Source organism: Erwinia amylovora (assembly GCF_017161565.1).
GTDB lineage: Bacteria > Pseudomonadota > Gammaproteobacteria > Enterobacterales > Enterobacteriaceae > Erwinia > Erwinia amylovora.
In genome coordinates, this window is sequence record NZ_CP066796.1 from 2,353,877 (window position 1) to 2,368,571 (window position 14,695).

At 54.1% G+C, this 14,695-nt stretch carries 10 protein-coding genes and 2 pseudogenes; 7 read left to right on the top strand and 5 right to left on the bottom strand.

Going from position 1 to position 14,695, the window contains the following annotated elements; genetic code table 11:
- Positions 1-105: 105 nt before the first annotated feature.
- Positions 106-990, bottom strand: coding sequence for a DNA-binding transcriptional regulator YeiE (gene yieE, locus JGC47_RS10910; protein WP_004158432.1), 885 nt, complete (start codon positions 988-990; stop codon positions 106-108).
- 161 nt (positions 991-1,151) lie between these two features.
- On the opposite strand from yieE, the gene JGC47_RS10915 reads away from it, so the two are divergent.
- Together JGC47_RS10915 and nfo are read left to right on the top strand one after the other, a co-directional pair.
- Positions 1,152-2,204 (top strand): YeiH family protein, encoded by a 1,053-nt coding sequence (locus tag JGC47_RS10915; protein WP_004158434.1) that lies wholly within the window; start codon positions 1,152-1,154, stop codon positions 2,202-2,204.
- Positions 2,205-2,269: 65 nt separating this feature from the next.
- Positions 2,270-3,112, top strand: coding sequence for a deoxyribonuclease IV (gene nfo, locus JGC47_RS10920; protein ID WP_004158435.1), 843 nt, complete (start codon positions 2,270-2,272; stop codon positions 3,110-3,112).
- Positions 3,113-3,880: 768 nt separating this feature from the next.
- Here nfo and fruA read toward each other — a convergent pair.
- The 4 genes and pseudogenes from fruA to JGC47_RS10940 form a co-directional block, all read right to left on the bottom strand.
- Positions 3,881-5,571 (bottom strand): annotated as a pseudogene (gene fruA, locus JGC47_RS10925) (PTS fructose transporter subunit IIBC).
- Between the two features lie 16 nt (positions 5,572-5,587).
- Positions 5,588-6,529 carry a 1-phosphofructokinase gene (fruK, locus tag JGC47_RS10930; protein ID WP_004162458.1) on the bottom strand — a complete coding sequence of 314 codons (942 nt, stop codon included), beginning with the start codon at positions 6,527-6,529 and terminating at the stop codon, positions 5,588-5,590.
- Positions 6,526-7,659, bottom strand: a complete 1,134-nt coding sequence (fruB, locus tag JGC47_RS10935) for a fused PTS fructose transporter subunit IIA/HPr protein (RefSeq protein WP_004158440.1) — start codon at positions 7,657-7,659, stop codon at positions 6,526-6,528. The genes fruK and fruB overlap by 4 nt, the downstream gene beginning before the upstream one ends.
- Positions 7,660-7,979: 320 nt before the next feature.
- Positions 7,980-8,234, bottom strand: coding sequence for a YkgJ family cysteine cluster protein (locus JGC47_RS10940; RefSeq protein WP_004158442.1), 255 nt, complete (start codon positions 8,232-8,234; stop codon positions 7,980-7,982).
- A 178-nt stretch (positions 8,235-8,412) separates the two neighbouring features.
- Here JGC47_RS10940 and yeiP point away from each other — a divergent pair, with 178 nt between their 5' ends.
- The 5 genes and pseudogenes from yeiP to JGC47_RS10965 all read left to right on the top strand — a co-directional run bounded on the left by yeiP (position 8,413) and on the right by JGC47_RS10965 (position 14,690).
- Positions 8,413-8,985 (top strand): elongation factor P-like protein YeiP, encoded by a 573-nt coding sequence (yeiP, locus tag JGC47_RS10945; protein ID WP_004158444.1) that lies wholly within the window; start codon positions 8,413-8,415, stop codon positions 8,983-8,985.
- Positions 8,986-9,133: 148 nt separating this feature from the next.
- Entirely contained in the window at positions 9,134-9,841 is a 708-nt protein-coding gene (locus JGC47_RS10950; RefSeq protein ID WP_004158445.1) for a phosphatase PAP2 family protein, read from the top strand.
- A gap of 488 nt (positions 9,842-10,329) precedes the next feature.
- Positions 10,330-10,902 carry a bifunctional murein DD-endopeptidase/murein LD-carboxypeptidase gene (gene mepS / locus JGC47_RS10955; protein WP_004158446.1) on the top strand — a complete coding sequence of 191 codons (573 nt, stop codon included), beginning with the start codon at positions 10,330-10,332 and terminating at the stop codon, positions 10,900-10,902.
- 286 nt (positions 10,903-11,188) lie between these two features.
- Positions 11,189-12,799, top strand: a complete 1,611-nt coding sequence (locus JGC47_RS10960; protein ID WP_004158464.1) for a cyclic di-GMP phosphodiesterase — start codon at positions 11,189-11,191, stop codon at positions 12,797-12,799.
- An 83-nt stretch (positions 12,800-12,882) separates the two neighbouring features.
- Positions 12,883-14,690: pseudogene (locus tag JGC47_RS10965) on the top strand (extracellular solute-binding protein).
- The last annotated feature ends 5 nt before the right edge of the window (positions 14,691-14,695 follow it).

Genomic DNA, 14,695 nt, shown 5'->3' on the forward strand with positions numbered 1-14,695 from the left:
TCGGTGGTATAGCGCTAACGCCGTTTTATAAGTTTGCTTCATGATCCGCTGATGATTATTAGAAGAGCCTTCTGCCCGATGCGGGAAATGAGCGCAACAACGGCGTTATGCGAACTTATCTGCTTCTTCCATGCAGTAGCTGAGAAAGCGGCCCAGGGCTTTGGAGATGTGTTTCTGACGATGGTGAATGCGGTACAGCGTGCGTTTCAGTTCGGGCAGTGGAATAGCCACTTCTGTCAGCGTTCCCAGCGCCAGCTGTTCGGCAATCGCCCGGCGCGACAGGCAGCTGATGCCCATCCCGTAGCGCACCGCGTTTTTGATCGCTTCGGAGTTTCCCAGCTCCAGCGCCAGTGTAAACTGCGGCAGATGCGACAGCAGCAGATAATCCACGATTTCGCGCGTGCCGGAGCCTTGTTCACGCAAGATCCACGGCGCGGCAGCCAGGCTTTGTAGCGACACCGGGCGGCTAAGAATGTCACAACCCGGCGCGGCAAACACCACCAGTTCATCCTCCAGCCAGGGTTCGCTTACCAGCTCCGGCATATGGCATGGCCCCTCGATCAAACCGATATCGACGCGGAAATCTGCCACCGCGGCGATCACCTCCTGACTGTTACCGACGTTGAGTTCCAGCGGTAAAGTGGGGTAATCACGACGGTAACGGGCAATCATGCCTGGCAGCATGTAGTTGCCAATGGTGCTGCTGGCCGAGAGACGCAGTGCACCGTTGTCTTCACGAAACAGCTGCTCGATATCCAGCGCCTGCTCCAGCAGCGCCACTACGCGTGGGTAGAGCAACCGACCGTGCTCATTAATCACCAGCCGTTTGCCGACCCGGTCAAACAGCTGCACGCCTAGCTGCCTTTCCAGATCCGCCAGTGCCGCGCTGACCGCTGACTGCGACAGCGCCAGCACCTGAGACGCCTGAGTGGTGGATCCATTTTTCAGCACTTCGCTAAACACTTCCAGCTGGCGCAGAGTAATGTGCATAGCCTTTCCTTTCATCGTCTGTCGCTGCACAACATCATTCATGGTGGATGATGCTGTGTGTGCGGCTTTATCTCTTATAGTGGTTGGTTATAAATATATAATCAATTTCTCTTTTAAGCCAGCGCCGCGCATGATGGGGATATTGCAACCGGAGAAGCATCATGAGCACACTGACGACAGCCCACACAGCACATAATTCTGCCCGCCATCTACCCGGCCTGCTGCTGGCTGTGACCATCGCCGTACTGGCCACATCGCTGGGTAACCTGCCACAGGTGGCTGCCCTGGGGCTGGGGTCGTTAACGCTGGCGATCATTGGCGGCATTATCGTTGGCAATACCGTTTATTCACGCCTGGCGTCGCGCTGTGACAGTGGCACGCAGCTGGCGAAACAGCAGCTGTTACGCGCCGGGATCGTACTGTACGGCTTTCGTCTGACGCTGCAGCAGCTTACCGATGTGGGGTTGCGCGGCGTGATCATCGATGTGCTGATGCTTGGCTCCACCTTTCTGCTCGCCTGCTGGCTTGGTCAGCGCCTGCTGGGGCTGGATCGCGATACCAGCTGGCTGATCGGCGCCGGCAGCAGCATCTGTGGCGCTGCCGCCATTCTTGCCACTGAACCGGTGATCAAAGCCGATACCGCCAAAGTGGCGGTGGCGATGGCAACCGTGGTGATTTTCGGCACGCTGGCGATATTTATCTATCCGTTGATGTGGCCGCTGGTCAGTTACCTGTTACCGCAGGTTAGCCTCGGTGAATATGGTGTGTATATCGGCTCTACCATGCATGAGGTGGCACAGGTGGTCGCCGCCGGGCACACGCTTGGTCCTGAAGCGGAAAATGCGGCGGTGATTGCCAAACTGCTGCGCGTGATGCTGCTGGCCCCCTTCCTGCTGCTGCTGGCGGCCAGGGTGCGCAGCAGCAACGGCCCGGGCGACAGCGGCCCGATTGTCTTCCCGTGGTTTGCCTTGATGTTTATCGGCGTCACGCTGTTTAACTCGCTGCATCAACTGCCATCACACTGGATAACGCACATAAATCAGCTGGATAATCTGCTGCTGGCTACCGCGATGGCCGCGCTGGGACTGACCACCCGTATTGAAGCGCTAAAACGTGCCGGTTTCAAACCGCTGATTCTGGGACTGGTGCTGTTTATCTGGCTGATGGCCGGCGGCGGTGCGATCAATCTGCTGGTACGGCATTTGATGGCATAATTTCGCGCATTTTCCGGTTATCATGGCCAGCCTGCTATTCAGCAGGTCATTAACAGGAGAACGGCATGAAATATATTGGTGCCCACGTGAGCGCAGCGGGCGGCGTGGATCGGGCGGTGGAACGCGCTGCGGAGTTGGAAGCGACGGCTTTTGCCCTTTTCACCAAAAACCAGCGCCAGTGGCGCGCGGCCCCGCTAACTGATGAAGTGATTTGCGCCTTTCGCCGCGCCTGTGAAAAACACCATTATACTCCGGCGCAGATCCTGCCCCACGACAGCTATCTGATTAATCTGGGCCATCCGATGGCTGAAGCCCTGGAAAAATCGCGTGAGGCGTTTCTCGATGAAGTGACTCGCTGCCAGCAGCTGGGCCTGACGCTGCTTAACTTCCATCCCGGCAGTCATCTGCAGCAGATTACGGAAGATCAGTGCCTGAAGCGCATCGCCGAGTCGATCAACCTCGTGCTGGATAAAACCACCGGCGTAACCGCAGTAATTGAAAATACCGCCGGTCAGGGCAGCAACCTTGGGTTTCGCTTCGAGCATCTGGCGGCGATTATTGACGGCGTGGAAGATAAATCACGCGTTGGCGTATGTATTGATACCTGTCATGCTTTCGCCGGCGGTTACGATCTGCGCAGTGAAGAAGCCTGTATCAACACCTTCGCCGAGTTCGATCGCATCGTGGGTTTCCAGTATCTGCGCGGTATGCATCTTAACGATGCCAAAAGTGAATTTAACAGCCGGGTCGACCGACATCACAGTCTGGGCGAAGGCAATATCGGCAAGACGGTATTCAGCTGGCTGATGAAGGATAAGCGCTTTGACGGTATTCCGATGATTCTGGAAACGATCAATCCCGCCATCTGGCAAGATGAGATTGCCTGGTTGAAGTCAGAACAGAAATAATACGTTGCCTTTAACAGGCCATTTTCGGCGGTTTAACGGAGTCGCCCGGTGCGGGCGACTCATAGCATTAACCTGATCTGTCATATTCGCTTAATCATAAGCTCAGGTAAGGCGGCCTGAAGCTTCACCGCGATGCTGATGAAATCCGTATTCATCAATCCCTGATTGACCAGTTGCCCACTCTCGCCGATTTACGCCGGGCTTTATGCAGCGATGATGAAGAAACCGCACCCCTCACAGATAAAACTCCTCTTGCTGTGCAATCATCAATAAAAAAGCAATTACCTGCTATGGAGAATTTAATCTACGTTGTTGCTGAAAAAGAGGCTGAGTTGATCGGCGTTCTCCGCTATTTGTGGTGAATAAAATCTCATCTCTGAACTTAATCAATCGGTGCCGGGGAAAGGTCACTCATGTATAGGTGAAGCCTGAATGTCGGGATCTTGGGTCGGTAACAAGCTATTGAATTTGTCAAGGAGCGGGCGCTTGAGCATCGCTGCGAATGGTTAGTCTCATGGCCAGGTGACAAAAATTTTCCCTTTATAAAGAGCAGGATGTAATTCTGAAAAATGGGAACAGGCCCCTCTGGTTTTGGTGCTTTGACCTGAGAGTCAGATTACCCGGTATTAAAGATGACGGATGCAGATAGCTGGAAAGGTGAAAGTGCGTGGTTGAAATCAGAACAGAAACAATTAAGGACGGAGCGAAATAAACGCTCCGCCCTTGTCAAGGCTGGGCGAAACTGAGCATTGACCCTTTAGCGGTCAATCAGGCCTGAGCCAGCTCGGTTTCCGGGCGTTTCAGCAGCGCGTAAGACAGGCCAGCCACCAGCGTGCCGGCGATAATCGCCAGCAGGTAACCCACCACCGGGGTGATCGCCCCCGGGATCAGCAGCACAAACAGGCCGCCATGTGGGGCCATCAGCCTGGCACCGATGGTCATGGAGATCGCCCCCGTCACTGCACCACCGATAACACAGCATGGAAGGACGCGCATCGGGTCACGGGCGGCAAACGGAATGGCACCTTCAGAGATAAAGCACATCCCCAGTACCAGTGCTGCCTTGCCTCCTTCCTGCTGGCTTTTGCTGAACTTGCTGCGTGCTGCCAGCGTTGCCACCCCCATCGCCAACGGGGGAACCATACCGGCCGCCATGATCGCCGCCATTGGCGCATAGGTTTGCGAGCTAAGCAGGCCCACGCCGAAAGCGTAGGCGACTTTGTTCAACGGCCCACCCATATCCAGACACATCATGCCACCAAGGATAGCCCCCAGCACCACGGCGTTAGCGGTGCCCATATTCGCCAGCCAGCTGGTCAGGCCAGACATAATACCGGCAACCGGTTTACCCACCACATAGATCATCAGCAAACCAGTGACCAGGCTGGACACCAGCGGGATTATTAGTATCGGCTTGAGCGCTTCCATACTGGTCGGCAGCTTCAGTTTCGAACTGAGGAATTTCGCCGCATAACCGGCGATAAAGCCGGCGATAATCCCGCCGAGGAAACCGGCATTGATGGTGGTGGCCAGCATTCCGCCTACCAGGCCCGGTGCCAGCCCCGGACGGTCGGCTATTGAGAAAGCAATAAAGCCTGCCAGCACCGGCACCATCAGTGCCAGGGCGGTATTACCGCCAATCTGCATCAGCGCCGCCGCCAGCGTACCCGGCTCTTTGAACGCAGTGATACCAAACGCGAACGACAGAGCGGTAATCAGCCCCCCGCGACCACCATCGGCAGCATGTAGGAGACGCCGGTCAACAGGTGACGATAGGCCCCGGCCTTCTCTTTCTTCTCTGGCTGTGCACTACTCTGCTCGCTACCCTGTGGCTGGTATAGCTGCGCTTCCGCCACCGCTTTGTCCAGCTCCTGCACGGTTTTCTTCAGCGCAAGGCCAGTTGAGGTGCGGTACATCGGTTTGCCGACGAATTTTGCCAGATCCACTTCAATGTCCGCCGCGACGATCACCAGGTCGGCCGCCGCCACTTCTTCTGCGGTGATGACATTGCCTGCACCGACCGAACCCCGCGTTTCAACCTTGACCCACCAGCCACGCTTTTTCGCTTCGGTATCAATCGCTTCTGCCGCCATAAAGGTATGCGCCACGCCGGTTGGGCAAGCGGTCACCGCCAACACACGTTTTGGCCCGTTGCCTGCTGCCACGGGAGCTGCCGCCGTTGCCGTGGGTGCGCTATAGGGCTGGGCATCAGTTTGCGCTTGTGCCAGCACCTGCCCCGGTTGACGTATCAGCCGCTCAATGTCCGCCAGATAAATGGCTTTGCCGTTAAGCGCGCTGTCTGCCGGAATGTTCTTACCTGCCACGATCGCCCGATCGGCTTCTGCCGGATTATCGGTCAGCGTGATCCCGGCGCTGGCTGCTGCCGCGCCGGTGATTTTTTTGGCCAGATAACCTGTAGCCAGTCCCAGTGAAGCATCAATTATCAGCAGCGTTTTCATTATGTGTCTCCTGCTGTCAGTGGTTAATAGGTTGTAAGTCGACACGCGCCATCATCGCAGCCAGCTGCGTGCGATCGGTCACGCCAACATTGCTCTGGCTGACGGCCAGCGCCGCCACGGCGGTCGCCAGGCGCAGCGTGTGCTCGCTGGATTCACGCATCAGCAGTCCGTAAATCAGCCCGCCGACCATAGAATCGCCCGCCCCTACGGTGCTCACCACTTCACAAGCGGGTGGCTTCGCCATCCATTCGCCGGAGGCATTGACCCACAAGGCCCCTTCGGCACCCAGCGAAATAACCACATGCGCAATACCCTGTTCGCGCAGCGCATGGGCGGCGGCGATCACATCCTGTAAGGTCGGTAATTTGCGTCCGGCCCAAATTTCAAGTTCGCGGCGGTTAGGTTTTACCAGCCAGGGAGCGGCTTTCAGTCCGGCAACCAGCGCTTCGCGGCTGCTGTCGAAAATGATACACGGGCAGTGGCTGCGGAGCTGGGTCATCCACGCGGTGAAGGCATCTGCATCGACCCCAGCCGGCAGGCTGCCGCTGACGCAAACCATGTCGAACTGGCCAAGCCAGGTCAGTGAATCGGTGGTAAAACGCTCCCAGTCCTGAACAGTCACCTCAAAACCGGAAAAATTCAGGTCGGTTACGTCGCCCTCTTTTTCCGTCAGTTTGACGTTGATACGGGTTCGCCCTTCCACCACCTGGAAGCGGTTAGCGATGCCCAGTTCGCTAAACAGCAGCTGGAAGCCGTCCTGATTTTCTTTCCCCAGGAAACCGCCGACCGTGACGTCAATACCCAAGTCTTTCAGCACCTTGGCAACGTTAATCCCCTTCCCTGCCGCGTGCAACCCGGTGGTTTTCACCAGGTTAACTTCACCGCGCTCGATTTCCGCGGTATATCCCACCAGATCATAGGCGGGATTAAGAGTGATGGTGGCTACGCGTCTGCTCATGCTGCCCCCTCGCCCAGGCCTGCGGCGATGGCTTCACCGACTGCATCCAGCGCCCGGCGCGCATCTTCGCCGCTGGCGGTAAAGCGCAGACGGTGACCTTTTTTCACGCCCAGCGCCACGACTTTCATCAGGCTGCGGCCGTTGGCCGGTTTCCCGCTGCCGTCGAGATTAATCACGCTGACATCGCAGTTAAACTGCTTGATGACGCTGACTAACGCGGTGCCCGGACGGGCATGCAGGCCGTGCTCGTTGCGGATGGTAAACTCTTCGCTCACCGCATCAGCCTGTTCAGCCACTTCGCTGGTGAGCAGGGCCAGAATGCCGGCAGCATCTGCACTTAACAGGCGGTCGGCCTGCTGTTTGATCAGCAGCTCGCTTAAGTAGTTCAGCACGTTCATCGGCTGGTCATCGGCAACGGAGACGGTGATCAACAGCGCTGCCGCTTCACCCTGGACATCGAAAGGTTTAGCCGCACGGCTGACCGCGACGGCGCTGGTCAGGTTGCCATCAGCGCAGTCGCTTAGCCAAATGCCCTGGCCGAGATGGAGTGGTTTAGCCGAAATGACGCCGGTAACGAAGGAGGTATCCACGGCAGCAGCCTGTTGTAAACGTCCGGCGTTAAGCGCCTGCAGCGTCATCAGATCGCTGGCGGCCACGTCGGTAGCAATCAGCGAGGTATCAAACTTAAATTCAGCGGCCAGTTTTTCACCCATCAGGATGCTGCGCAAGGTTTCCGCTGAATCGGTGGTTTTAAGCTGTTCCGCGACGCTGTCATCACTCAATACATGGGTCAACTGACGTAACAGCGCCAGGTGCTCATCTGATTTTGCGGCAATGCCGATCGCCACATAGGCCGTCTGGTTATCGCCCCAGGCAACCCCCGGCGGGAACTGGAACACCTGGACACCGGTTTTCAGCACCAGATCGCGGGTATCGGTTGTACCGTGCGGAATAGCAATACCATTGCCCAGGTAGGTAGAGGTTTGCTGCTCACGCGCCAGCATACCGTCAACGTAGCCTGCGCCGACGTTTCCGGCAGCGGTTAATGCCGCAGCAACCTGACGAATAGCATCCTGTTTGTCGCCAGCCCGTGCTCCGGGCTTGATGGCATTGAGTTCTAGCTGGAACATAGTTCTCCCCGTTGCTGAATTTGAATCGTTTCAGCTTATTTGAGAAAAAAAGCGCAACCACGTCAGTAATAACCTGAAGAGACCGCGCTGAAACGTTTCAATGATTTTGTTACGGTTATCAGTTTCGTTGCAAGTTTTAACGTAATCCACTTAGCAGATTTTTGACAGCCAGCACATTTTATTGCGCATTTTCGGAAAAATGCGCTTGTCAGAAATGAAAACTGAAGCCTCGCCAGGAGTGGCTGATCCTTGTTAAAAGCGCGATAAGCCTGGGCGACGAGGATTACAGCGGCGGACAGGTGACGCGCACGCCGGCATCTTCAGGGAGCCGTTTGCGCCTCCAGATCCAGCAGGAACACCATCGCCTGCTCGCGGCTGCGGCCGCACATTTCCTGATGCGGCTGTAGCCGGACACAGACCTTTGGCCGCAGCGCGGAGCCAAAAATCATGCAGCGCAACTGAGCGTCCAGCTGGACGCAAGGTGTGTTCGCCGGCTTGCCATGCGGCATACCGGGTATAGGCGATGAGATTGAAGGGGCGGTACAACAGGCCCCACATGCGGCTCGACACTCCACGGCTGACCTCTCTAAGCAAAGCGCGATAATAGCAGCCCGTCAGGGCGAATACTCATCATATCATCATGCAAAAAGATCCTCTTTACTCTGGATGACACAGGCAGATCTTGCCTGGCGACGCGGGCGCGAGTAACGTGTCGCAATAAATTCCCACTTACCTGTACGCGAGACCTGTTTTATGCCAAGAGCCAACGAAATTAAAAAGGGCATGGCCGTCAACCTTAACGGCAAGCTGCTGTTAGTAAAGGATATTGACGTGCAAAGCCCGAGCGCCCGTGGCGCGTCCACGCTTTACAAAATGCGCTTCACCGACATCCGTAGCGGTTTGAAAGTTGAAGAGCGCTTCAAAGGCGATGAGATTATCGACACCATCTCCCTGAGCCGACGTCAGGTGACCTTCTCGTATATTGATGGTGACGAATATGTGTTTATGGATGATGAGGATTTCACCCCATATAACTTCAAGCAGGATCAGATTGAAGAAGAACTGCTGTTCCTGCCTGAAGGAGGCATTCCGGGCATCCAGGTCCTGACCATGGATGGACAAATCCTGGCGCTGGAACTGCCGCAAACGGTAGACATGGAAATTGTCGAAACCACGCCGGGCATAAAAGGCGCTTCGGCCAGTGCTCGCACTAAACCGGCCACCATGAGCACCGGCCTGATTATTCAGGTGCCTGAGTACCTCAGTAACGGGGACAAAATTCGCATTCATATTCCGGAACGCCGTTATATGAGCCGCGCGGACTAGCCCTGTGGACGCCATCGCCGGTGGCGTCTTGCGTTTAAGGTGATAGTCTTGAACGCTTTTGGAATTTTTTGCAAAGTTCTCGCTTCAATATTGGTTTATTATCTCGCGCATACTCAAATGACGACTTTTCTGAAGATTTTGAACAGATATGACTGTTAAACGTATGTTGCTCATCCTGCTGCTAAATACAGCCGGGCTGCTGCTGTTTTATTCCTGGTATCTGCCAGCCGATCATGGCCTGTGGTTCACCATTGATAAAACGATTTTCTACTGGTTCAACACGCATATGGTCACCAGTCCGGCCCTGCTGTGGCTGGTGGCGATGACCAATTTCCGGGCTTTCGACGGCGTATCGCTACTGGCGATGGGAGGACTGTATTTCTGGTTCTGGCGACGGGAGACGCCCGCCGGGCGTCGCCGCATGTTCGCCATCGGTATAACTATGCTTATCAGTGCGATAGGTTTGAACCAGCTCGGTCATCTGATCCCCGTTTCGCACCCCAGCCCAACCCGTTTCTTCCCGGACGTGAACCATGTCGCAGAGCTGACCGGCATTGCGACCAAAGATTCTGCCGCTGACAGTTTCCCAGGCGACCACGGCTTAATGCTGATGATATTCGCCTGCTTTATGCTGCGCTATTTCACCCGTGGCGCTTTTGCTGTCGCAGTATTCATTGTGCTGCTCTTTGCCCTGCCACGCGTCATGATCGGCGCACACTGGTTTACCGATATTGCCGTCGGATCGCTGTCGATTGCGCTGGTTGGCATGAGCTGGTGGCTGCTTACCCCGGCCAGCGATTATCTGGTGAACTGGCTATATCGTAATTTGCCGGGAAAATATAAACCGCTGAAATAATATATCGCCCGCAGCGGACGCAAGTGTTTCCGTGGCCCGCTGCACCAGCTTAACAAACGCCGTTAGCGGCTTTCGCGCTGCTGGCAGCCACATTTCATCGCCTGCGGCTGATTGCCTCTTCCTTCTTTTATACGGGCCTGTCATGCGCCACCCCATTCCTCATTCGCGCTAGAATTGCCGTCAGACGGGTTCAATAGCGCGAATTGACAACGTTATTGTAGCTAATTTATGACATTGTCATTTCACAGGGAAAAAACCTAAGAAAGTACTTAAAAGCTCTCGCCTTGCGGCTTGCGATCGGGTAACCTCGACTTCGGTTAGATAATGCAGACTAAATTATTGCGGTAATTTACGTTTTGAAGTGCGCTTATTTACACTTCTTAACTTTTTACCAATTGTCTTACCACGATGTACTCATTTAATCTCGTTTCGTCTTCGCCATTTTCTAACGACTTCGTCGTTAAGGACTTCAAGGGATCACACATATAATGGTCACGTCTCAACCTTTCCTGAGATATATCCTGCGGGCACTCCCCGCTGTCGCATTAGCGACACTGTTGTCAGCATGTAGTTCGAACAGCGGACACAACGTACAAACTGATACTCATGCAGTGAAAAGTCAAAATGGTTTTTTACTGCAAGCGTCTCAGGATGAATTCGAACAGATGGTTCAGAACGTGGATATCAAATCCCGCCTGATGGATCAATATGCCAGCTGGAAAGGTGTACGCTACCGGCTTGGCGGTACCAGTAAACGCGGTATTGATTGCTCCGCCTTCGTCCAGACTACGTTCCGTGAACAGTTTTCTCTGGAACTGCCACGTTCAACGTATCAGCAGGAAGACACGGGTAGAAGCATTCAGCGCAGCAAACTGCGTCCCGGCGACTTAGTAATGTTTCGTGCCGGAAGCACCGGCCGTCATGTCGGTATTTATCTCAGTAACGATAATTTTGTCCATGCCTCTACCAGCAGTGGCGTAATGATTTCGAACCTGAACGACTCCTATTGGAAAAGCCGATATCGCGAAGCACGTCGGGTACTGAGCAAAACGCAAAGTTGATTTCAATCCCTTGAACTCTGCGAAATCGAGAAAAAAAAACGCTGCCTGTGGCAGCGTTTTTTTTTATTGCCCGGGCTGTCTTCGATGTTGATGTCCGCGTATTTGTCCGACAACACCAGACGGTTGCGTCTTTTCTGCTTACAATGCTCAGGCGTAACAAGATTTAAAGGTATTGATAAGCTTCAATAAGTTAGAGACAAACTGTCCACTGCGTTATATCCTCGTTCAATGACGATCGCGTAAGTAATTTGCACCCGATACAGGCTAAAACAAGAGAAATGACTCTATGCCATTATCTACCACCGTCAGACGGCATGTTATCCAGCCGCGCAGAGTCACCTTTCTGAGTGTGAGTATCGGCTTTGTTGTTTTCCTGCTTTTTGTCTGTTGCTCAATAGCCCTTACCTGTTACCAACGCTCTGAAGACCACGACCGACTGGTCAACTATAGCAAGAACTACCTCATCCACGTTATGAGGGAGTTGCAGCAAACCCTGCTGCCTTTGCAGGCGGAAACGAATGCCAACTGCGACCGTGTACGCGACAACTTAGCCGAGCGGGCAGCATTTACTTCCAATATCCGCGCTATTTTATTGGTCAATCACAATGTTGTCGTTTGTTCATCGGCTACCGGCGCGATGAACATGGACATCCGTAAAATATCCCCTTATACAAATGCAAATGAAGCAACGGATACACAGCTGATTTCAGGTACGCCAATGTTAAAGGGTAAACCTGCTATGATGCTATGGCTGAAAAACGCCGCTCTTCCCGGCAGCGGTATTCTGACTACCCTGAATATAAATATGGCCCCCTATCTGCTGCTGACATCACGTCAGCATGAGAATTGCGGAGTGGCCATTGTCACCGGTGATACGGCCATCACCACCTGGAACGAACAGGTCGTGAATGCGCGTGCGCTGCCGCCAGATCCGCTCCGGCGTGTTGTCATTCCCGGCTACCCAATAACGCTGTTCCTGTACGGTGAAACGCTGCCCAACCGCGACCTGCACATTATCGTATTGGCCGGGCTGTTACTCGGGATAACTGTCGCCTGCGGCTGCTATTTGTTATTTACATTACGTTCGCGGCCCGGCAGAGAGATATTACAGGGGATCAAGCGTGGTGAGTTCCACGTTGAATACCAGCCCATTATCGCCACCAACAGCGCTCAACCTTTCGGGCTGGAAGCGCTGCTGCGCTGGACCCATCCCACCGAGGGGCCGGTGCCAGCCGATGCATTTATCAGCTATGCCGAAGGGCAGAACCTGATTGTGCCGCTCACGCGCCATTTGTTTACCCTGATTGCTCAGGACGCCCAGTTTTTGCGCCATGTGGTGCCAGCCGGAACCCAATTGGGGCTTAATCTCTCCCCTAATCACTTGATAAGCCCCGGCTTCCGCAACGATGTGTATGAATGGCTGGCGATGATGCCCGTTGATCATTTCGAGTATGTCTTTGAAATGACTGAACGCACGATGGTTTCGGAAAGCAACGCCAATGAAATGTTTGACTGGATCCGTGAACAAAATATCAAAATTGCCATTGATGACTTTGGCACCGGTCACAGCGCTTTGCTTTATCTGGAAAAGTTTCACTTTGACTATCTCAAAATAGATCGCGGTTTTGTGCAAAGTATCGGCATCAAATCGGTGACTTCTCAGGTGCTTGATACGGTGCTTGCGCTGGCGAGCAAACTGAATTTAAAAACGGTTGCGGAAGGTGTTGAAACCCGGGAGCAGGCTCTATGGCTGATTGATCGTGGGGTCACTCATCTGCAAGGTTACCTGTATAGCCATCCTCTTACCGTGGCGCGGCTAACCGAGTATTACATTCAGTGGCCAGATCCTGCTTTGGATTGCGCTGACACGGACATTTCGCGCGTGCCAAGCAGATGAAAAATTGCGGTTAATCTCATTACCCGAGCAACACATTTTATATGACAGATAGAGAATCCATCACTGCCGGAGCCAGTCAAATCATGATCGTGCGTATTGCTGTCCTTGCCCTGCTCAGCCTGTCCGCTGGCTATCTTCACGCTGAAAAAATCAATCAGGGCTACAGCTTCGCCCAGCTTGGTACGGCAAAGTATGCCAACGGCTTTACCCATTTTGATTATGCCAATCCGGCTGCGCCAAAAGGCGGCGCGGTGACGCTCTCCGCAATAGGGACCTTCGATAACTTCAACCGTTCGGCGCTACGTGGTAATCCCGGCATCGGCACTGATACGCTGTATGACCGTCTGTTTGTTTCTTCAGACGATGAAGCGAGTAGCCTCTACCCGCTGATTGCGCTCTTTGCCCGCTACCCGGACGACTACCGCTGGGTAGAAATCGCCCTCAATCCCCAGGCGCGTTTTCAGGATGGTTCCCCAATGACCGCTCAAGATGTGGTCTTCACTTTCAATATGTTTATGACCCAGGGAACCCCTCAATACCGCCTGTTTTATAAGGGCGTGACGGCTAAGGTGACTTCCCGGCTAACGGTGCGTTTTGATTTGCCCAAAGCCGATCGCGACCAGATGCTCTCCCTGCTTTCCACACCGGTTTACCCCAAAAAATTCTGGGCAGATCACAATCTTGCCGACCCGCTGCCAACCCCGCCGCCGTCAAGTGGGCCTTATCGCATCACCGCCTGGAAAATGGGCCAGTCAGTCACCTATTCGCGGGTAAAGGATTACTGGGCAGCCAACCTCCCGGTGAATAAAGGCCGCTATAACTTTGACCGCATCCGCTACGACTACTATCTGGATGATAACGTCGCCTTTGAAGCGTTTAAGGCAGGATCATTCGATTTCCGTCGCGAAGGCTCCGCCAAAAAATGGGCCACCCAGTATTCCGGCAGCAATTTTGCAGACGGTTATATCGTTAAACAACAACAGCCTGATACTGTTGCCACCGATACTCAGTGGCTGGCGTTTAACATCCAGAATCCGCAATTTGCCGACCGGCGAGTACGCGAGGCAATATCGCTGCTGTTTGATTTCGAATGGATGAATAAAGCGCTGTTTTATAACGCTTATAAACGTGTGGACAGCTATTTCCAGAATACGGAATTTGCGGCGCGCGATTATCCCGATGCGAAAGAACTGGCCATTCTGGCACCGTTAAAAGAGCAGTATCCGGCGGAAGTGCTCGACAGAATTTATCAACCGCCGAAGACCGATGGTTCAGGCTACGATCGCGGGAAGCTGTTACAGGCACTGGCCTTGCTGAAGCAGGCGGGGTGGGAGCTGAAAAATCAGCGGCTGGTCAACATGAAAAGCGGTCAACCATTGCGTTTCGAACTGCTGTTACCGGGCGGTGGCAGCTATTCATGGGTGCTTCCGTATCAGCATAATCTGGCACGCATCGGCATAACGATCGATCTGCGCCAGGTGGACAGCTCACAGTATCTGGCACGCTTACGCAAGCGCGACTTCGATATGACGCCAACGCGTTACCTCGCTTTTGCCACTCCTGATACTAACTTAAAGATTTTTGGGCATCGGCCTATATCAATTCCACATGGAATACCCCGGGGGTAAGCAGCCCACTGGTCGATAATCTGATCGACCAGATTGTTCAACATCAGGGCGATAAAGACGCGCTGTTAACGCTCGCCAGGGTGCTGGACCGGGTGCTGTTGTGGAATTATTATATGATCCCGATGTGGTACACCGCTAACGATCGCTTCGCTTACTGGAATAAATTTTCCATGCCAGTTATACGCCCCACCTATGCGCAAGGCTTCGATAACTGGTGGTTTGATGCCAACAAAGCCGCCCGGTTGCCGGCACAACGTCGTTAAGGAGC